The organism is Gammaproteobacteria bacterium, from assembly GCA_040183005.1.
Taxonomy (GTDB): domain Bacteria; phylum Pseudomonadota; class Gammaproteobacteria.
Window position 1 is genome coordinate 198,243 of the sequence record JAMPIW010000007.1, and the last position, 19,243, is coordinate 217,485.

Consider the following 19,243-nt stretch of genomic DNA (forward strand, 5'->3'; position numbering starts at 1 on the left):
TTATCTCCTTAGTATTGTTTCCAGCGAGTTACGAGGTAATCCTTGTTGTTTTCAAATTCGATGCAAAGTTTTTCTATCTCGGTCTCCACTTCAGTTCCATCCATGTGTTCCGCTGCCAGGATGAACGATGCGGTTTTCCCTACGTAAAGTGGTGTGAGGGACTTTATCAGGTGCTCTGCGGGCAGTTTCTTTTTGTGGAAAGCGATGGTGTAATCGTATATGACCCGTGTCCACAATCCTATGGGGAAGCAAAACTCGTTATCGGCCAAGGCGCCCAATCGTTCTACTTCCATGAAGTCACCGGCACCAAGGATGTTGAGCCAAATCTCACGCAGGTTTTTAAGGCCTTCCCGAAACAGGTTCAACATCCTTGCGGCATTGACGTTGACGTGTTCTAGTCCGACTGTATATTCGAAGCCGAAGGTTGTTACGGCCTCTGACCCTCGGATGGGATTCCATACGTCAGCATAGCCCTCCGTCAGGTCGAAGGTGGCGCTCACTACCTGGTAGAGCATACTGCTCAGATCTGCGCCAGGATCCTTGGCGTCATGGATTTTTGCGCCAAGAAAAGATTGGGCGATTTTGAATCCATTCGCGATCGCTGTTGTGGTCATCCAGATGTCGATGCCGAAGCGCGCAACATCCGATTGCCAGACGTCCTTGCTTAGATAGAACTGTGCGAGTTTTCCGGAAAAGCCGAAATCCCCGCCTATGGGCTGCCGCACGCGCTTACCATAGAGCGTCCGGGTCAGAGGGTAGACGATGCTGTTGGTGATCGTCCCGTCGAACTTGTGCCGGTGGTAGAGCGGGGCAACATAGTCAAAGCCACCGTGTAATACCGGCTTCACGAGAAGCTCGATCCACTCTGGAGTGATGCTTCTAAGATCCGAATCAACGACTACGCAGGCCTTCGCATCCAGCGCCTGGGCAATTTCGAATATGCTTCGAAGGGCGCTCCCCTTGCCGGGGATTCCTGAATAGGGGAACACTATCTTGGATATGGGTTCCACACGGTGGTGAAGAAGAATGGTGTTAAAATCTACTGCAGAAATATTCAGTACCGCATCACTGGCGCCGTCGTTTGAGCCGCCATCGGAATTCACGATCACTGCACGGTGAGAGGGGAAGTATTTTGCCAACCCCGCCTGTGCCGCACGAACGACATGACCGATAGTTCGGGCATTATTGAAGCTTGGGATGCCAACAATTATGTCGGCAGCTCCAATCTTCTTGATCTGCTCGTCTACGTCGCCTCTAAAAGAAAAGACATTCATGGGCCGGAAAGTCCCCCTCGTTTTTTTGCATTGTTTACGGTCGGGGCGCGTATGTCGTTTTTTCCAATAGAATGATCTGGATGTCCATGACGTTCGTTCCCGTCGGCCCTGTCATGAAATGGCTGCGTTCTCCTGATAAGACATCAAGTAGCTGAAAAAATCCATAGGAATCGTTGTTGCCAAGGTATGCGGCAGGCTCTATTCCAAGCCGGCGTGCCCGCCCAACCGTGTTGCCGTCGACAAGCGCGCCAGCGGCATCGGTCGGCCCATCGTTTCCGTCTGTGCCAGCGGAAAGTAGGGATATCCCTTCCTGCCCGTCAATCTCCAGGGCAAAAGCCAAGGCAAGCTCCTGGTTTCTGCCCCCTTTTCCCGTTCCTCTGACGGTGACTGTAGTTTCGCCGCCAAAGAGCAGGCAGCAACGTTCACCTGCTTTCAAACCTGATTGTGTCATTTGTGCGGTATGCGCCAGGAAGCTTGCGGCATCACGCGCTTCACCCTGAAGTTCTGTGGTTATGAGCTTTGCGGCAAATCCGAGATGTTGGCATGCCTCAGCCGCTGCCACCAGAGCCCTGCTGATTCCGCCAATAACCACGTTTAGGGTTCCGAGCAAGCAGGGCTCCCTGTCTTTGACTGTTTCGGGCTCTAGTCCAGCGATACCTCGTTGCAGATAATTCGCGACGCGTAAGGGTATCAGCTCCTTCAGCCCGTATTTTTCGATTACATCCCAGGCATCGGCAAAGTTTGTTTTATCTGGTGCGGTTGGCCCAGACGCTATGACATCGAGCCGGTCACCGATAACGTCGGAAAGGATCATCGTCACCATCCTCGCCGGGTATGCTGCCTGCGCCAGTCTGCCGCCCTTAACGGCGGAAAGATGCTTGCGTACGGCATTCAGTTCGCCGATGGTCGCGCCCGCTTTCAGCAGCAAGGATGTCACACCTTGCTTGTCTTGCAGAGTCACACCAGCGACAGGCGCGACCAATAGAGCTGATGCTCCGCCCGAAAGCAGACAGATAATCAACGTCCTCTCGTCAGAGACCCGCACCATTTCCAATATTTTCTGTGCACCCATTACCCCGGACTCGTTTGGTACAGGGTGGGAAGCCTCTATCTGTTCAATCATACCAAGTTTTTCTGTATGAGCTTCTTTTACGATAATCAGCCCGGCGGAAATTCGGTCCCGGAGTAATTCTTCCATGGCCAATGCCATGCGCGCCGTGGCCTTTCCTGCGCCGACCACGACAATGCGGCTAAAATCTTCCAGCTTATACGTGGTATCCGCAACACTCAGGCAGTCATTTTCAAGTTTTGCGGCGCTGAGTACTGCATCATATGGGTCGACTGCGGCAAGGGCGGCGCTAAAAATACTGGCTAGAATAGATGGTAGTGCTTGTTCTCTGACGTTCCCGGCTGATAGCAGTTGAATCACCGCTTCGTTCCAGCCCTGGGGGCCGGGGTGTTGCGTCTTCATTAGCCCGGCTATGGCTATGCGGGAATCAAAACTTCCGTCCTCGTGCCGGATCAGCACCGGACGGTCCACGGCCTGGAGCAATGGCAGGTCGTTAAGGCTGTCACCTAGCCCGATACTTGCGACAGCACCATATTCGCGCTCGTAGAGAGCTTTTAGGGTTTTTACTGCAAGGCCCTTATCGTGTTCGCCCATAATGTGAAAAATCCGCCCCTGGGTCCAGTGCAGGCCGGCATCTTTTATGGCTTGCAGAAAACGCGCGTCAGGTGCGCCATCGAATACGAAAGGTTCGTCGAAATCACGCTGCATGGCCAGAATCGCGTCATCGCAAGAGAGGCCGGTCAACTCGGCGACCTCTTCTGTCGTCATGTCAGCAAAGCCGCGTACGCTTGCCCCAAGCTGTTCACGGAGAGCAACGAAGTGGCGCCTGATCTCAGCATAGGGCGTGCCGAGCGTTATGCGCTGATAGCTGTCCACTTGGTCAATCGGCGCGGAGAAGTAGCCCTGGGGAATGAAGATTCCGCCACCGTTTTCAGTAATGAAAGGGTGGAAATTGTGCATTCGCTGGCGACAAGCTTCGATTTCAGCGCGCGTTTTGCTGGAACAGAGAACCAGCGGAACGTCGAGAGTCTGGATCAGGCTTAAGGCAGGTAGCGCGTCATTGAAGGAATACCCCGTTGGATCGAGCAAGGTTCCGTCCAGGTCACTAAATACGAGTGTTTTCTTCATTTTCCTCCCTGATATTTTCCACCGGCTTAAACTCGCTTGCTGACGACATAAACATACTCCAGTTTGAAGCGGGCTTTAAGCCAATCGCGAATACGATTTTGAGTTGTGTGAGAGATGGTCTCTCGTGCTTCCAGATAAACAATTAAAGTGTCATCAGGCACTGCTTCTGCTGTGGCGGAAGCTTCATTTCCCACCGGCATCTTTTTTCCGTGAGTGATAAGCGCATTTATAAATTCCGGGTATTGAGCGCGCAACTCTTCACGTACCTGATCGTACTCGCTCAGTCGTTCTGTTTGTTTGTTCTGTTGATCCTTTTCTTTGCGGATGATGTCTTCCAGTTGCTGAATTTTTGCATTCTTGCTTTCCAGCAAAAGCAGGCTGTTGCGGTAAAGATCTTGCTGCATTTCAGTTTTTATCAGGCTTAAATCCACTACATCGTTTTTCTGTTGAAAGGTATGTACTTTCAATTTCGCGGAGCCCAGAGAATATTGCCCAAGCTTGGCATTGAGACGCTCCAGCGTACCCTTGTCCAACGCTGTTCCGGCGAGTGTCAGGGTGATTTCCTGGCTGACTGGATTGATGTTTTTTTCTATAACGAACAGATTTCTTTCTGTGTGTCTTATTGCTTCCAGATAATGGTTTGCCTCGGTTTTGAATACTTCATGCTGCACTAGCTGGTAGGCCAGATAAACGCTGGGAATGATAGTGATCATGATGGCTGCGGTGATAATCAGCCGCGCCTGTTTCTGGCTGGCAGACGAAGGAAAACTGTGCTGCGGCAATCGCAGCAACTTTGTAAAAATCAGCGCCGACAGTGCAATATAGACGGCATTGATGGTGAACAGATAAAATGCCCCCAGAAAGAACATGGGCTGGCCTGTGGCAATGCCATAGCCGGCGGTGCATAGCGGCGGCATCAGGGCCGTCGCGATGGCCACGCCGGGAATGACGGTACTTTTTTCCCGGCGGGTCACGGCGATAATTCCGGCCATACCGCCAAACAGCGCAATTAATACATCCCACAGGTTGGGCGCGGTGCGGGCAAGTAATTCTGATTGCGCCTGAGTCAGGGGGGTAAGCAGAAAATAGAGGGTAGAGGTCAGCAGGCTGAGGAAAATGAATATCCCCAAGCTGCGAACCGACTGTCGAATCAGTTGGAAATCATGCACACCGGCTCCATATCCTATCCCCATGATGGGACCCATCAGGGGGGAGATGAGCATGGCGCCAATGATGACAGCTGTGGAGTTAACGTTAAGTCCTATGGATGCTATCAGGATGGCGAACATAAGAATCCACAGGTTGGTTCCACGAGTTTTGACACCCTGACGGATGCTGGCCTCGATGTCGCCCGGCTCATCCATGTCCTCGCGCAGATCAAAGAGCTTACGGAATTCGAGTAAAAAAAGGTGTTCTCGGGTCACGGCGGGTTTTCGTATGCCTCAGAATGGTATATCAGGGTATGTCGTGGCAGCTTGCGGCATGCTGTCAATGCTTTGCATATCAATGTCGTCAGATAGGCAGAAAATTCCTCGCGAAAATCTTCATGTTTTAGGCCAAATGCCGTCTGTAATCAATCATATCATCCTTGGCAATCACCGCGAACGCCTGGCGCACGTGCTTGATCAAGACCGTCCGACAGCATGGTCGATATTGCTTGATGCGGCCATGTCCGATATTGAGAGAACCCTAAGTTCCGGAAATAGAGGGTTTGGTCTCGTCCATTACTACTATTTCTGAATAACTGTAGATCGCTGCAAATAATGTAAATTAGCCGAAATTGATGGAAATTAGCATCAGTTATGATGTGCCACCCACCCCTTTTCAGGCGCTGGGGTTCCTGTCGCCCCCCTTTTCCGGTACAATACGCCCTTATAGCCTGCAAGGAGGCCCCATAGGTCTGATATGGTTTTATCCGGGGAACCTCTGAAGAACCGCATTAGTAAGGTTCTTCAGAACGAAAAGACAAAACGCGATTTTGTCTTTTCTCCGAAAATCGACGTGCCTTTTGCACACGATTTTTTTGCGGTACACCCTATGCCGCATCCGAAGGGTTTTTTGAGAGGTAAACAGTATGAAGCGGGATACTCGTCCGTTTTTCAGCACTGGTTCAATGTTTTTTCCGGCCGTTACCGCAGCCATGCTGATTGCAACTGCGATCTGGCTCGCACAGTGGAATGATTCAGGCGCTAAATATCCTGTCCAGGCCACCCAGTCCGCTGGATCAACTACAGCAGTAGTTCCCCAAATGGCTCAGCCATCACGGATTGAGCTGCAGAAGGTCAAGGTTTCCAGCGCCGCTGAGCTGGAGCGCCTGTTCGATTCGCTCGATTATACTTGGCCGCCGCAGGCGGGCAAGACCGTGCCGCGCATCGCTGTTGAGGCGTTTCCCGCCGATTTGGATCGTGTTGGCGATTCACGCCAGAAAAAGTCGCTTTTCTTCCGTGCTCTTTTGCCGATTGTGCTGGCGGAAAACGATCATGTCCGCCAGGAGCGCGATTACGCCCTACACTTGCTGGAGAATGGCGTGCCCGAGGCTGGCACACCCCGACGGGAATGGCTGGATGAGCGTCTAACGCGTTACCGTATCCGTGGTTCGCTTGAACACAAGGCGGTGCGCGATCAGCTGCTGCAACGGCTCGATGTTGTGCCAACCTCGCTGGCATTGGCCCAGGCCGCCAGCGAAAGCGGCTGGGGCATGTCGCGCTTCGCGCAGCAGGGGAATAACCTGTTTGGCCATGTCACCTCGAATGCAAGCAAGGGCATGGTGCCAACGGCGCGCCCTGAGGGGTTGACCCATGCGATGCGCACCTTTCCCACAGTGAGAGAGTCGGTGCGTGCCTACGTGAGCAATCTCAACACCAGCCGCGTCTACAGCGAGCTGTGGCGTTTGCGTGAGCGCATGCGGGTTACCGCTTCATTCCTCGACCCGATGCCGCTCGCGGCAGGGCTAATGAGTTATTCGGTGCGTGGGCAGGATTATATCGATGATATCCGCACTATTATCCGCAACAACCGGTTAACTACTTTGTTGCGCCATGTTGATCTGCGCCCTGAGCTGAAGTTGGCCGATGCCGCTGAGCTGGTGGCTGCTTCAGGGAAGCGCCACCAATCCAAAGATGGCTGAACCAGTAGTGCCGGCCAGCTTCCATGGCCGGCGCCGAGCAGTTGTAGCGGTTGCGCCCTGCGCCTAATGGGCGTGCCGCGCGCACCGCAAAGCGCCGCGCGCTTTTATCTATCCATTCTATCTTTGCTTCGCCCTGTCCACTGACAAAACAGGCGAGTTTCTCCAAGCGCGCATCGCTTGGCGCGAGCGTCGCCACCATGCGGGGCCGGTCATCCGTGCCTAATACCGGATCCCACGGTTCCACCTCGCTTACCGGTAATGCCAGGCTCGCCGCCTTGGTGCGGAATTCCTCGATGTCTGCATGGGTCTCGGAGACCGGATAGCGCGGCAGCACGCGCAGATCGGAATATGTCCCCACCGGCCCTGACTGTTCCCCGATGCCCGCATAGCTGAGGTCTTTTACGATCTCTGCAAGGGCCGTGTTGTACTCACCATAGGGATAGGAAAAGAGCATGGGTGCCGCGCCCAGTTCCTTTTCGATGCGCCGCTGCGCATGAACGATATCCGCGCGCATACGCGCCTCCCAAGCCCCTGCGTTTTCTCCCTTGTGTTTGCGGATCATGTGATCGTGCCGGGTCGATTGATTGGCGAAGCTGCCGCCGTGCTTTTGCATTTCGCGCATTTGATTCCAGCTGATATAGGCGGGCAGGCGCTGGTCTATTGCGTTGGTGTAAATAAACACGGTAAACGGCCAGCCACGCTTGCGCAGGCGCGGATAGGCCTGCGTGTAGGTGGAAATGGGGCCGTCGTCTATAGTGATGGCCACCGTTTTATCCGGGATAGGCTTGGCGGTGCGCAGATGCTCGACAATCCGCTCCAGCGGCCACACTTGATACCCGGCCCGCGCCAGAAAATCCAGGTGCGCATCGAATTGCTCCAGGCGCACGTTGGTGTCGGGGTACTTTGATACACCGAAATGATTGTACATAAAAACCGCCGCGTGGGATTCCGAGGGTAACGGCGCAGCGGCCGTTTCTGCGCGTCCCTGCGCGGCGAGTGTGGCGGAGGCACATAGCAACAGCAGAGAGCTTGTCAGCCACCGTTTCATTGAAGTTGTCTTGTTCCTATCGGACAGGGTGCTTTCTTTCCAGTACCACAAAGCTGTAATGATAGGGGTTTGCCTCATCCGGTTCACAATCGGTATGTTCGACTTCGCTCCATTCTGCGTGGTTAAACGCCGGAAACCAGGCGTCTCCGGCAAAGTCTTCATGAATCAGTGTTAGATAGAGCCGTTGCGCCCTTGGCAGCAGTTGCTCATAGAATGACGCGCCGCCGATCACCATGATTTCCTCGCCGTTCGTCGCAGTTGTTCCTGCGCGCCCTTGCGCGGCGGCGAGGGCCTCGTCGACGGTGTGGGTGACGACACAGCCCGGTGCCTGATAATCGCGGTCATTGGTGACGATGATGTTAGTACGCCCAGGCAGCGGTTTGCCGATGGACTCATAGGTTTTGCGGCCCATGAGAATCGGTTTGCCCATCGTGATCTTCTTGAAATGTTTTAGGTCGGCGGGCAGGCGCCACGGCAGGGTGTTGTTGATACCGATGACACGGTTGTTGCCCATCGCGGCAATGAGAGAAATGATCATCCGCTCAGACCGCCACGGGTGCCTTGATGGCGGCGTGCGACTGGTAGCCCACTAATTCGAAGTCCTCATACTTGAAATCGAAAATCGAGGTGACCTCGGGATTGAGCTTCATCTGCGGCAGGGGATAAGGTTCGCGTGCGAGTTGCAGGTCCACCTGTTCGAGGTGGTTCGAGTAGAGATGGCAGTCCCCGCCCGTCCAGATGAATTCACCGGGTTGCAAGCCGGTGACCTGCGCGACCATCAGGGTGAGCAGGGCATAGGAGGCGATGTTGAACGGCACGCCCAAAAAGATATCGGCGCTACGTTGATAAAGTTGGCACGACAAGCGGCCTTCGGCGACGTAAAACTGGAAAAAGGCGTGGCAGGGCGGTAGGGCCATGTTGTCGATCTCGCCTACGTTCCAGGCGCTGACGATGAGGCGGCGCGAATCCGGCTTGGCCTTGATCTGTTCGATGACCTGGCTGATCTGGTCGATATGGCGGCCATCGGGCGTGGGCCAGGATCGCCATTGATAACCATAGATGGGGCCTAGCTCGCCATTTTCATCAGCCCACTCATTCCAGATGCTCACACCATTTTCTTTGAGATAGTGGATGTTGGTCTCGCCGCGCAGAAACCACAGCAGTTCGTGGATGATGGATTTCAGGTGGAGCTTTTTGGTGGTTACCACCGGGAAATCGTGGCTCAGGTCGAAGCGCATTTGATGGCCGAAAACACTCAGTGTGCCGGTGCCGGTGCGGTCTTCCTTGCGTACCCCGTATGTTTTTACATGGCGCATGAGGTCCAGGTATTGCCGCATGTCACAAGCCCTTGCTTTGAAGTTTCAGGTTTTTGGTATAGGCCCACCACAGCAGGCCGATGCCCGCCAGAATCATGGGGGTGGATAGCACTTGCCCCATCGTCAACCAGCCGAAGGCGAGGTAGCCCAGTTGCGCGTCGGGTTCGCGCACGAATTCTGCTAGAAAGCGGAACAGGCCGTAAAAGACCAGAAACATCCCGGAGACAGCCATTGCCGGACGGGGCTTTCGGGAGAAAAACCATAAAATCAGGAATAGCACTATGCCTTCGAGGAAGGCCTGATAAAGCTGGGAAGGATGGCGCGGCAGCGGCCCGCCAAAGGGGAAGACCATGGCCCACGGCGCATCGCTGACCTTGCCCCACAGCTCGCCGTTGATGAAGTTGCCAATGCGCCCTGCGCCCAGGCCGATGGGCACCAGCGGCGCGAGAAAATCGGTCACCTGGAAAAAGGTTTTGCCGGTTTTGCGGCCCAATAGCCACATCGCCACAAATACGCCTAGCATCCCGCCGTGAAACGACATGCCGCCTTCCCAAACCTTGAGCATTTTCAGCGGGGCATCAAGATAGACGGGTAGATCATAAAACAGGATATAGCCGATACGCCCGCCCAGCACCGCGCCCAGCGCCCCATAAAACACCATGTCGCTGACCTGTTCGGCAGTCCATCCCGAGCCGGGGCGGCTGGCGCGCAACCGGCCCAGCCACCAGGCCGCGCCGAAACCCAGCAGATACATCAGGCCATACCAGTGGACCTTGAGCGGGCCGAGCTGGATGGCGATGGGGTCGATGTTTGGATACGTTAGCATAGGGAACAATTATACCATTCTGAGAGCGGCGGTTGACCGCGAATGATCTTCTTCACGCGCTCGGCAATACCCGCCCAATAAACATCTTGAGGTAATTGGTTTCCGGGATTGCCGGATGCACGGGATGATCTGGTCCCTGATGCCCTTGTTCGATGATTTGCAGGTTACGGTCGATATGACGCGAGGCACGTAACATGGCGTCCATCAAGGCAGGGCGCGGCAGGTGAAATGAGCAGGAGGCCGAGATGATGATGCCATCCTTGCCGAGCACTTGCATCGCTTGCTGGTTGATGCGCTGATAGGCCTCAAGGCCGGCACGCATGTCCTTTTTTCGTTTGATGAACGCGGGTGGGTCGAGAATAACGACATCGAATTTCTCACGCTCAGCACGCAGGGCTTTAAGTACCTCGAAGGCGTCGCCATGCATACCTTTGACACGTTCGGCGGCACCGTTGAGTGCGGCATTGTGCTGCGCGGCAGCAAGTGCTGCCTCGGAGCTGTCGACGCATGTCACCTCGCTGGCGCCCGCTGCCGCGGCTTGCACGCCCCAGCCACCGATATAGCTAAATACGTCAAGCACGCGCTTGCCGCGCACATACTGCTGCATGCGCGCGCGGTTGAGGCGGTGATCGTAGAACCAGCCTGTCTTTTGCCCCGCGAGCAGCGGTGCAACGAATTGCACGCCATTTTCCTCCAATGTCACCGTTTCGGGAGCGGTGCCCAGGACCGTTTCCACATAGCTGTCCAATCCCTCCATGGCGCGGCTGCTGGTGTCGTTGCGCAGCACGATGCACGAAGGTTTGATCACCTGATCCAACGCCGCCACGATTTCGTCTTTGCACCGCTCCATGCCCGCCGTGGTGATCTGCGCTACCAGTACGTCGCCAAAGCGATCCACCACCAAGCCGGGGAGGCCATCGCTGTCACCGAATGCCAGGCGATAATAGGGTTTGTCGAACAACGCCTCGCGCAGTGATAGCGCCATATTGAGGCGATGCACCAGCAGTGACTTGTTCAATACCCGTTCCGGATCACGGCTAACCAGTCGCGCGCAGATCAGTGAATGCGGATTCACATAACCGTTGCCGATCACCTCGCCCCGGTAATCCTGGATTTCAATTTTGTGGCCTGCTTCGAAGGCGGTGAGCGGTGTTTTAGCGGTGTCCACCTCGTTGCTAAATACCCATAAATGACCGGCGCGCAGGCGACGGTCTTCGTTTTTTTTGAGGCGGAGAGGGGGGAGAGTCATGATGAAAGGCCTGGTTATGATTAGGGTGAAATCAGCGTTAACTTTGGAAAATAGCTGCTGTAACGCTGCGTGTCGCGTGTTATGAGCGGAATGCTGCGTATCGCCGCATGGGCGCCAATGTAAAAGTCCGGCAAGGGTGAGCGTCGCGTACCGCCAGATTTACGATATTTGATAAAACATTTACCCGCCAGAAAGCCCGCTTCCCACGGTAAATCCTCACGGCGAAAAAATTCCGTGGGCAACGCCTCATCCAGATCTTCAATCCGGTCAAAACCGATAGAGACTTCGCAGTAGATGATCGGGTTAATGATCATGATGTGATCCTCGGTCAAGGTTTCTAATTGACCAGCAGACCAATCGTACCATTGTACGTCATGGGTCACGATATCAAGAATAATATTGCTGTCTACCAGCACCTCATGAGTGTTGCTCGTGTGTTGCTTAGCGTTCACGCGTCAGCGCCATGATCTCATCTGTGCTCATGCGCGTGGTGGCTTTGCCGCGCAGGCCTGAATCAATCGTTTGCCGCGTACGGAGGTTTTGCCCGCCTTGCGCAGCACCACCGCATTGTTTTCAATGCTGAATTCTACTTCAGTGTCAGGCAATAGACCTAATTTATTGCGAATTTCAATGGGAATGGTGACCTGGCCTTTGCTGGTGATGTGCATGGTTGCATCTAAGAGTAGGAGTTGATGGGCGTGGCGTCAAGACTCCTTACCTTTACTGGCGCGGGTGTTTGTCAGCGTGCCGAATAACCACCCGATCTGGAGGCGACGCCGTGTAGCCTCGATGAAGCATGGCGTAATCGAGGACAGCGCCGGTTCAGGCAACAGACAATCTCGGATTTCACTTCACTCCATCCCGTCCAGGCTATCTCGCTGGGTAAGGCCCAATAACCGTTGCACAGCGCGCGCATCCGGTGATTTGCAGGCTTGGATGGATAGTTCATGAAGAGTGCTGATATCCGTATTGGCTATTATTTGTGCCAGATGCGGAATCGCAAGGGGTTCTACCGAAAAAATGCGGAAACCCAAGCCGAGCAGCACGGGAAGCATCCCCGGGTAAAGGGGCATCTGACCGCAGAATTGGGTGGGGAGGGTATAGGCATCAAGATCATCAGCCAGCTGCCGGAGGAAGCGCAACAGGGCGGGTGAGCAAGGGTCAAGCCAGTCGGCCATCTCAGGCAAGCGCCGGTCGGCGGCACAGAGGGTCTGCATCAGGTCGTTGCTCCCTATGGCTGCGAAATCCGCCAGTGCTCGCCACTCGCTTACGCACAGGGCGCTGGCGGGCGTCTCCAGCATGACGCCTACCGGTAAGCGTCCGCCGGTGATCGCGTCGATTTCACCCCGCCAGTGGGCGAATTCCCAGGGATGTGTAACATAGGGAAGCAGCAGGGCCAGCTCATATTCCGCTGCAAGTTCCGAAATTGCCGCTACCTGGGCGCGAAAGACGCTTTTTACCGGCTCACGGTCATAAAGGCGGCAGCCTTGCAGCCCTAATGGGGTGGCAGGCCCATTGTGCAGCCAGGCGGGACATTTGTCGGGTGCGATATCCAGCAGCCGGACGGTGACACCCAGAGGCCGAGCCGCCTCAAAAACCTCGCGTAGCGCGGCCAGATAGAATTGTTGGTCTGGGATACGCCCCCCCAGCGGTTCCAGGAACTCCGAGCGCAGCAGGCCAATGCGGCTGGCGCCTTGTCTAACCGCCTGTAGTGCCGCATTGGCGCTTGGTACACCGGCGCGAAGCTCTACTGGAATGCCATCCATGCTGCGCACCATCCCGTTTATTACGGCTGGTGGAATTTGCTCTTGCCATATTTCTGTAAGAGGTGGGTTGAGGGTGATCAATCCGGTGTTCCCGTCTATCAGCGCCGCCATTCCTTCCGGCAGCAGCGCAAGCTGATCAGGTCTTATCAGCACGGCAGGAGTGCCCAAGGTGAAAAGGCGCGCCAGCGCATGGGAGAAGCGCGCCGCACCTGCAACGACCAGCCCTGCGGCAGATTTCACCCGCTCCAGGTTGTTCGAGACGAGCGCCTCCTGATTGAGTACCAGGATGCAGCCGGGGGTGCAATCCTCCAGGCGATAGCGCAGCATGCCGCGGGCGCGGCCTGGGATGTAAGGAACGGTCTGGATTTGCCTCATTTCAGCTTTGTCTCATTCCTGAAAAAGCCTCTTCAAGCTCCTGCCGCAAACATTCTTCTTGCTCGGCATATTTGGGTGAAAAGTGAAATGGAATCACTCTTTTGACGCCCGCCTCACGGGCGATCACGCCGGCCTGATAAGCCGTGAGATGAAACTTTTCCGCTGCACGTCGGGCATCCGCATGAAGAAAGGTGGACTCGATGAACAGCAAATCCGATTCGCGCGCCAGCTCGATGATCTTGCGCGCATTCTCCTCATGGTAAACCACATCGGTCACATAGGTGATCTTCTGGCCGGGCACGATGTGCAGAATTCCGGCCTTCAGCACTCCCAATGGGACGTATTTTTCGTGGATCATCCCTTCCTCGCGCCACCACACGCGAAAGGGGCTATCCTCTTCTTCTCCGCGCAGCACCGCCTGCTTTAATTCCCGCAGCCAGGGTCCGATGGGGAACCCCATCTCCGCCAGCCGGTTTTTCCAGACATTGACATGGATTTTCTCCTCCAGTGTGAACGCAAGGCAGGGAATCTTATGGTCAAGGAAGACGCTGCGCACCCTGAAAGTCTCTTCGTTGAGGAGCACCCCATCGGGGAAAGAAATGGTTTTCTCGCCCTCGCGCCGGAAAGCCTTCTGGCAGCGGAAACGGGCTTTTGTGGCCGCGCCACCGGGATGTATCTCGATGGCTTCGATGGTGAAGTCGGTGGGGTAGTTCCGCACCAGGTTCCAGGTGTACGCCGCCAGTTTGTGTTCCACCTGGGCGACAAACTCCGGCGGCCCGAACAGGCGCAGGTTTTTCTCCCTGCCCAGGCTGATCCGCAATAATTGGTCGAATCCCACGAAATGGTCCATATGGGTGTGGGAGACAAAGATATCGCTGATGCGCAGAATCTTGCGCGATGCAAGCGCTTGCAGGTCTCCCAGGTCAAAGAGAAAAGACCGCTTCTCGAACAGATATTCCACGTAAAGCCCTGGGTCTCCGAAAGGATTATTGACCAACTGGGGAAGGAAGAGAGGTTTCATGGCTGTTGTGAGTACCCGTCGGATTTCAGCAGATTACCATTCTTAAGATGCGGCGAGCCCTATGTCAACGGCAAGCCCCTTGGATTTGTTTGATCATCAATCGGGGCGCGGTATTTTATTGCTGTAAATAGGGGTTGCCGCGCCTTGACACCACTCCAGCGCGAGGCGTAATGTGAATTTGCAAGGGCAGCATTTCACTCAGGACAAGGACAGCAAGACCATGAGCGGCCTCACTTCCTCGTACATCCTCGCCAAGCTCGCGGCCACAGGCACCACCGCTGCGACCAAGGCCATCATCCTCGACTTCCTCAACACCGTGCCGGATGCCACTGCACTCGCCGGGGTAGAGCCGGTGGAAGGGCCGATCGTCGATGACCCCGCCTACGGCTGGGGTGATCAGATCCGCGACTACGACATCGGCATCACGGTCGCGCAGCGCATCCTCACCAAGCGCGCCAGCATCGGCAGTTACACCAGCCTCACCCAGCTCGGCCATATCACCGGCCTCGGCCCGGACAAGTTCAACGACCTGCTGTACGCGTTCACCACCACGGTCCATGAGATATCGAGCATCGATTTCAATTACCACCACGCATCAATCAGCAACGACGCCCTCAACCTCCGCAAGAACGCTACCACCGCCGCGCCATCACCCTCCTGGCGCAAGGGCCTGTCCCATACCTATACCGATTCGCCCGCTGCCTACGCCATCAAAGAGACGCAAGGCAACCCACTTGGCATCCGTGTGCGCCTCAAGGCCAATGGCCTGAGCGGCGCCTATGTGCGCGCCATCGGCGGCGGGCGCCTGGGCGGGGTAGGGGAGAAGTGGGTCAGCTTCGACAGCGCCGGCCTCTCTGGCCTGGAGACCTTCCCCCTCACCAACCCCAGCTTCCATGCCCACGGCGTCAATGCCTATAACATCCTGTGGCGCTGGCAGTGGCGACGCCAGAGCACTGATCCCTGGCGAGAACTCATGCTCACCCGCCATCGCCTGTTCGTGATCCTGCGCGCCCCCACCTTGCCGTGGGTGCAGACGACGGGCAGCACCTCTCTGCCCTGGACCGATGCCCTCGAGATCGCCTGCACCTGGGCGAACGGCGCCACCGATAAAGATACCGCCGCCGCCAAGATCACCGAACACTACAACGGCTGCGGCCGGGTCTCCTACGACATCGTGTCGGGCGCCACCTTCTATGGCTTTGTCAGCTATCAACTCACCCAGATGCTCAACCGTCTCAATGGCGGCCCCGGTCTGGGCGGCAAGGTCAATTGCACCGACAGCGCCAACACCGTCTCGACGCTGGCCAATCTCGTCGGCTGCGACCTGTGGCAGTCGCGGATGGGTTGGTACTTCGATCTCAACCCCCTCATCGCCATCGGCTACACCACCTGGGCCGTGCCCTTCAATGGCGGCTTCAGCTACCACGAGGTGGCGTGGAAGGGGGCGTGCACCGCCAACGACAACGTGTTCGACGGCTGCCTCAAGGTCGACGGCGACGTCGACCCCACCGCCGCCGATGCGCAGCACACCCCTCTGCTGCCGACCAACATGCTGTTCGGCGACTGCACCACCCTGAACTACCGGCTGCGGCTCTGTCCGCCTACCGCCAGCGGCTGCGCCGCCTGCCAACCGCAACCGGCCACGACGCGTCAGCGCCGGCCCATCCTCTAGGACGCGCGCCATGGACACCCCCTACGATCTCCAAGCCTGGGCCGACGCCACCACCCGCGGGCGCCGCCTCTACAACTACAACTACCGCATGAGCGGCGACGAACTGCGCGGCTGGGAACTCATCAACGTCGTCCCGATGGAGAACACACCGAGACACCACGAAACCGTCTACCTCTGGGAAAAGAAGGGCAGCGACGGCCAGGAGCTGGTGCGCATCGGCATCGCCGAGGCCGACGACTGGCGCGCCGCCCAATCTCAACTGCACGAGCAACTGCGCCACAGCATGCGCCCCGATATCCCCCGTGGCGCCGGCAAGCTCGCCGCGGTCGGCGACGTCAACTACGCTGGCCAGGAGCCGGGCGGCACGCGCGTCGCCAGCCTCGTCTTCAGTCTGGGCAATGTCTCGATCACCATCAGCAGCGTGGGCGACAAGACCGTGGATGTCAGTGCCATCGCGCAACGCCTCGACCATACCCTCGGCGAACCGCCCGCCAAAGAGGAGATCAAGGCCGGCAAGGCCGAACGCCTCACCACACCCGTACTCAAGGTGAAAAAGGGCCAGACGACCACGCTCATCGAGTGCCTGCCGGAACGCGAGTCCACCGGCTGGCACAAGCTCATCGTCCCCGACGGCGAACTCAAGCGCGAGGATGATGCCATCGTCTATGTCTCGCCCAGTGCGGGGGAGAAGAAGATTGAACGGTATCAGGTCGGGCAGTAGGCAGGAGTGAGGGCTGATCGTAAGTAGGAGTAAGGCTATGTTTGGTGCGTTACTGAAGATTATTCGCACATGGATAAGGTGTAATGTGATGGAGCGACAAGGGACAAGCTTGTGCGCTAAATCGTATCTGACCTCATTAATCGTTACGGCTCGTTGCTACTTACGCCAACCTGCTCCAGGTGGGGCCTTGAATCTGCCAGCCGGTCTTAAGCAGGTCCACGGGCAGGCCTATGAATGAGGAAGATCTCTACGATTTGTTGACTCGATGTAACCCTTCTCAGTTGGACTACATCACGGTCAAGTTGCAACTGAATGACGCGTTTTTGCCTGGATCCGGCGAGTCGGTGGCCACGCGGGCGAGCGCCATGCTAAAGTTGATCAAGCCGCGAGGTGTGAGAGGCTTCACCGCTTTGGAAAAAACCCTTACCGCGGCATTAGGCCTAAAACCGGCGCCGAAGACCAAACAGAAGCGCGACACGGACAAAGTCTCGAAGCCGGCCAAGTCGCACCTCCAGACCGTGTTGTCCGCCAAGCCGAACGCCGTTCCACCCTCGAGCGCCGAACGAACGATGGATCCGTGGTTAGTCCCCGGAGGGCACACGACCCAGCTCCGGACCATCCGGATCTTTCTGGCATCGTCAGAGGAGCTGCGCCAAGAACGTGACGAATTCGAGCTGTACTTCCGGCAGCAGAACGATCAGTTCCGCAAGAGAGGCTTCTATCTGGAAATCAATCGCTGGGAGAACTTTCTCGACGCGATGTCCGGAACGCGCTCGCAGGACGAGTACAACAAGGCAGTGCGCGACTGCGATGTGTTTGTCAGCCTATTTTTCACCAAAACCGGCAAGTTCACCGAGGAAGAGTTTGATACCGCGCACCGCCAGTTCAAGGAGACCGGTCGCCCGCTCATTTACACATTCTTCAAGAATGCAGAGATCAAAACCGGCAGCACGCGAGAGGAAGACATGCAATCGCTATGGGTATTCCAGAAAAAACTCGCGACCCTCGGGCATTTTTTTACCCGTTACGACAACGTCGAGCATCTGAAACGTCAGTTCCGCGATCAGCTCGACAAGTTGCTGGCGTAACACGAATGCCGGTCCGTGACATGGCAAGTCACATGAACAATCTGATCACGGGTCGCGCCCCGCCCGAGGCTCGCATAGGGGGCACCCTCACCAGGACGTCGGACGGCGATCCTCATTCGCAAGTAGGAGCATGACAGTGGCCGTGACATGGGAAGAGCTGTATGAGCGGTTGTGCGATTGTAACGAGGGCCAGCTCAGCTATATCGAACAGCACCTGCACTTGCCGGCTGAATTTATTAGCCAAAAAATGATCGCCACACGCGCCCATGAGGTGGTCAAGCTATTACAGCAGCGCAGAGACGAGAAGTTGATGAGCGCGCTCAAGCAACTGCTCGACAAAGTGCAAAGCGGCACGAAAGACTACCTCGGCGGCAGATTGGAGCATCTGAAGAAGTTCCTGATTACATCGACTCACACCGAGAACACATCACCGGAGTCGGTAGGAACCATCAAAGAGCTTCGAGAGAAGCTCAAGGAGGGGGCGACATTAGAGAAGCCGGTGCTCATAAAGGTGCGAGGAACGCTTTTTCCTGCGGCACTGCTCACGGAAGGATGGTGGGAGCGAAAGCAACAGGAAACGGCGTCGCTCAAGATCGAATGGAAAAATCCCCTCCAGGAATGGCTGTTCAGAGGTTTCGATCTCTGGGCACCATCCTGGGACATCTGCTGGGGCGCCGCGGACCCGAAACACGATGAGAAGCGCTACTACATTGCACAACTTACCGAAGGCGATGAAGCCGATTCATTGCCGGTAATCATCGGGACTGAAAAGGCGCAAAAACTGAGAGACGAATTTCAGGATAGCTGGGGCGGGTTCGAGGCCGTAATTGTTGGACGGCTGGGTCACCGATACCAATTCGATAAGAAGCTGCCGAAAAACGTTAAGCGAGATTCTCACGACTATTACATCTCAGTTGAGGACGCCAAACCGCAACACAAGATTTCGCGACCGAAAGGCGCGAAGACTGACCTATATTCCGGGTACCTATGGAAATTGCTTGCGCCCGAGGAGTGGCTCAAAGGCGAGGATATACTGGGTCTGAATGAAGTGTATTTCGTGTGGGAGCATACCAACTTTGTGGCGAAGGACGCAGTCGCTTACAACCTCGAGGGCCTGGAGCACAAGGAGCGTTTCATCGCTAAGCTGCACCCGAGCAGTAACCTGATCTTGCTGCAAAAATCGCATGGGATCGTTCCGGGCAAACCAAAGTGGTCAGTGGAAAAGTTCTACAATTTTTACTTGGGGCAAGGTAAAGAAATTTAGGCGAGAATATGGCCCCCTCCCGATGGGTGCGCGGCTCCTATCTAAAAGAGCTGCTCGTGCTTGGTATCCGCGAATATCGCCAGGCGCACTTCAAACCTTACCGGATCATCTATCGGGTGATTGGGCAATTAGCGCTTATCTACATGATTGCAGACGGCAGGCGCGATATGCAGGCGCTGTTATCGCGCAGAATGCTTGGCGTGTAGCGTATCGGCTTCCGGGAGTGAACGCGAAAACGGGGGCAAGGCTTTCGTAATTACGTTATTTGTCAAACACCATAGAAAACAGGGCCTCGATTT

The 19,243-nt window shown here is 56.0% G+C and carries 16 protein-coding genes and 2 pseudogenes; 6 read left to right on the top strand and 12 right to left on the bottom strand.

Features of this window, described 5'->3' with window-relative positions; genetic code table 11:
• Nucleotides 1-8: 8 nt before the first annotated feature.
• Genes M3A44_06860 through M3A44_06870 form a run of 3 tightly spaced genes read right to left on the bottom strand, consistent with a single transcriptional unit; the run spans nucleotide 9 to nucleotide 4,835 of the window.
• Complete coding sequence (locus M3A44_06860) at nucleotides 9-1,274, bottom strand: glycosyl transferase family 2 (GenBank protein ID MEQ6341371.1); 1,266 nt, start codon at nucleotides 1,272-1,274, stop codon at nucleotides 9-11.
• Between the two features lie 34 nt (nucleotides 1,275-1,308).
• Nucleotides 1,309-3,471 (bottom strand): HAD-IIB family hydrolase, encoded by a 2,163-nt coding sequence (locus tag M3A44_06865; protein MEQ6341372.1) that lies wholly within the window; start codon nucleotides 3,469-3,471, stop codon nucleotides 1,309-1,311.
• A gap of 26 nt (nucleotides 3,472-3,497) precedes the next feature.
• Nucleotides 3,498-4,835 carry a DUF389 domain-containing protein gene (locus tag M3A44_06870; GenBank protein MEQ6341373.1) on the bottom strand — a complete coding sequence of 446 codons (1,338 nt, stop codon included), beginning with the start codon at nucleotides 4,833-4,835 and terminating at the stop codon, nucleotides 3,498-3,500.
• 710 nt (nucleotides 4,836-5,545) lie between these two features.
• Here M3A44_06870 and M3A44_06875 point away from each other — a divergent pair.
• Nucleotides 5,546-6,598, top strand: coding sequence for a glucosaminidase domain-containing protein (locus tag M3A44_06875; protein ID MEQ6341374.1), 1,053 nt, complete (start codon nucleotides 5,546-5,548; stop codon nucleotides 6,596-6,598).
• Here the strand turns inward: M3A44_06875 and M3A44_06880 are convergent.
• The 9 genes and pseudogenes from M3A44_06880 to M3A44_06920 all read right to left on the bottom strand — a co-directional run bounded on the left by M3A44_06880 (nucleotide 6,495) and on the right by M3A44_06920 (nucleotide 14,199).
• Complete coding sequence (locus M3A44_06880) at nucleotides 6,495-7,646, bottom strand: polysaccharide deacetylase family protein (GenBank protein MEQ6341375.1); 1,152 nt, start codon at nucleotides 7,644-7,646, stop codon at nucleotides 6,495-6,497. The genes M3A44_06875 and M3A44_06880 overlap by 104 nt on opposite strands.
• A 16-nt stretch (nucleotides 7,647-7,662) precedes the next feature.
• Nucleotides 7,663-8,181, bottom strand: coding sequence for a type 3 dihydrofolate reductase (gene folA, locus M3A44_06885; protein ID MEQ6341376.1), 519 nt, complete (start codon nucleotides 8,179-8,181; stop codon nucleotides 7,663-7,665).
• Nucleotides 8,182-8,188: 7 nt separating this feature from the next.
• Nucleotides 8,189-8,983, bottom strand: a complete 795-nt coding sequence (locus M3A44_06890) for a thymidylate synthase (protein ID MEQ6341377.1) — start codon at nucleotides 8,981-8,983, stop codon at nucleotides 8,189-8,191.
• A 1-nt stretch (nucleotide 8,984) separates the two neighbouring features.
• Nucleotides 8,985-9,788: a prolipoprotein diacylglyceryl transferase gene (gene lgt / locus M3A44_06895; GenBank protein MEQ6341378.1), complete on the bottom strand. Its 804-nt coding sequence runs from the start codon at nucleotides 9,786-9,788 to the stop codon at nucleotides 8,985-8,987.
• Nucleotides 9,789-9,840: 52 nt separating this feature from the next.
• On the bottom strand, nucleotides 9,841-11,037 hold the full coding sequence (locus M3A44_06900; GenBank protein MEQ6341379.1) for a class I SAM-dependent rRNA methyltransferase: 1,197 nt from the start codon (nucleotides 11,035-11,037) through the stop codon (nucleotides 9,841-9,843).
• A 20-nt stretch (nucleotides 11,038-11,057) separates the two neighbouring features.
• On the bottom strand, nucleotides 11,058-11,489 hold the full coding sequence (locus tag M3A44_06905; GenBank protein MEQ6341380.1) for a type II toxin-antitoxin system VapC family toxin: 432 nt from the start codon (nucleotides 11,487-11,489) through the stop codon (nucleotides 11,058-11,060).
• Nucleotides 11,479-11,705 (bottom strand): annotated as a pseudogene (locus M3A44_06910) (AbrB/MazE/SpoVT family DNA-binding domain-containing protein). The gene M3A44_06905 and the pseudogene M3A44_06910 overlap by 11 nt, the downstream one beginning before the upstream one ends.
• A 183-nt stretch (nucleotides 11,706-11,888) precedes the next feature.
• A complete protein-coding gene (locus tag M3A44_06915) occupies nucleotides 11,889-13,178 on the bottom strand; it encodes a phosphoenolpyruvate-protein phosphotransferase (protein ID MEQ6341381.1) in 1,290 nt (429 codons plus the stop codon).
• Nucleotide 13,179: 1 nt separating this feature from the next.
• The gene (locus M3A44_06920) at nucleotides 13,180-14,199 is read right to left on the bottom strand and encodes an MBL fold metallo-hydrolase (protein MEQ6341382.1); all 1,020 of its coding nucleotides are present in this window, start codon (nucleotides 14,197-14,199) and stop codon (nucleotides 13,180-13,182) included.
• 220 nt (nucleotides 14,200-14,419) lie between these two features.
• On the opposite strand from M3A44_06920, the gene M3A44_06925 reads away from it, so the two are divergent.
• From M3A44_06925 to M3A44_06945, 5 genes and pseudogenes are all read left to right on the top strand, one after another.
• Nucleotides 14,420-15,871, top strand: a complete 1,452-nt coding sequence (locus tag M3A44_06925; protein ID MEQ6341383.1) for a helix-hairpin-helix domain-containing protein — start codon at nucleotides 14,420-14,422, stop codon at nucleotides 15,869-15,871.
• Between the two features lie 10 nt (nucleotides 15,872-15,881).
• Nucleotides 15,882-16,592, top strand: a complete 711-nt coding sequence (locus tag M3A44_06930) for a hypothetical protein (GenBank protein MEQ6341384.1) — start codon at nucleotides 15,882-15,884, stop codon at nucleotides 16,590-16,592.
• 230 nt (nucleotides 16,593-16,822) lie between these two features.
• Entirely contained in the window at nucleotides 16,823-17,680 is an 858-nt protein-coding gene (locus M3A44_06935) for a hypothetical protein (protein MEQ6341385.1), read from the top strand.
• Nucleotides 17,681-17,816: 136 nt separating this feature from the next.
• Nucleotides 17,817-18,944: a hypothetical protein gene (locus tag M3A44_06940; protein ID MEQ6341386.1), complete on the top strand. Its 1,128-nt coding sequence runs from the start codon at nucleotides 17,817-17,819 to the stop codon at nucleotides 18,942-18,944.
• An 11-nt stretch (nucleotides 18,945-18,955) separates the two neighbouring features.
• Nucleotides 18,956-19,150: pseudogene (locus tag M3A44_06945) on the top strand (type II toxin-antitoxin system RelE/ParE family toxin).
• Nucleotides 19,151-19,243 lie beyond the last annotated feature (93 nt).

Coding starts and splice junctions, on each gene's coding strand:
- M3A44_06900 (MEQ6341379.1), bottom strand. CDS start 11,037: ATGACTCTCCCCCCTCTCCGCCTCAAAAAAAACGAAGACCGTCGCCTG.
- M3A44_06925 (MEQ6341383.1), top strand. CDS start 14,420: ATGAGCGGCCTCACTTCCTCGTACATCCTCGCCAAGCTCGCGGCCACA.
- M3A44_06920 (MEQ6341382.1), bottom strand. CDS start 14,199: ATGAAACCTCTCTTCCTTCCCCAGTTGGTCAATAATCCTTTCGGAGAC.
- M3A44_06915 (MEQ6341381.1), bottom strand. CDS start 13,178: ATGAGGCAAATCCAGACCGTTCCTTACATCCCAGGCCGCGCCCGCGGC.
- M3A44_06860 (MEQ6341371.1), bottom strand. CDS start 1,274: ATGAATGTCTTTTCTTTTAGAGGCGACGTAGACGAGCAGATCAAGAAG.
- M3A44_06890 (MEQ6341377.1), bottom strand. CDS start 8,983: ATGCGGCAATACCTGGACCTCATGCGCCATGTAAAAACATACGGGGTA.
- M3A44_06935 (MEQ6341385.1), top strand. CDS start 16,823: ATGAATGAGGAAGATCTCTACGATTTGTTGACTCGATGTAACCCTTCT.
- M3A44_06870 (MEQ6341373.1), bottom strand. CDS start 4,835: ATGGATGAGCCGGGCGACATCGAGGCCAGCATCCGTCAGGGTGTCAAA.
- M3A44_06930 (MEQ6341384.1), top strand. CDS start 15,882: ATGGACACCCCCTACGATCTCCAAGCCTGGGCCGACGCCACCACCCGC.
- M3A44_06865 (MEQ6341372.1), bottom strand. CDS start 3,471: ATGAAGAAAACACTCGTATTTAGTGACCTGGACGGAACCTTGCTCGAT.
- M3A44_06875 (MEQ6341374.1), top strand. CDS start 5,546: ATGAAGCGGGATACTCGTCCGTTTTTCAGCACTGGTTCAATGTTTTTT.
- M3A44_06880 (MEQ6341375.1), bottom strand. CDS start 7,646: ATGAAACGGTGGCTGACAAGCTCTCTGCTGTTGCTATGTGCCTCCGCC.
- lgt (MEQ6341378.1), bottom strand. CDS start 9,788: ATGCTAACGTATCCAAACATCGACCCCATCGCCATCCAGCTCGGCCCG.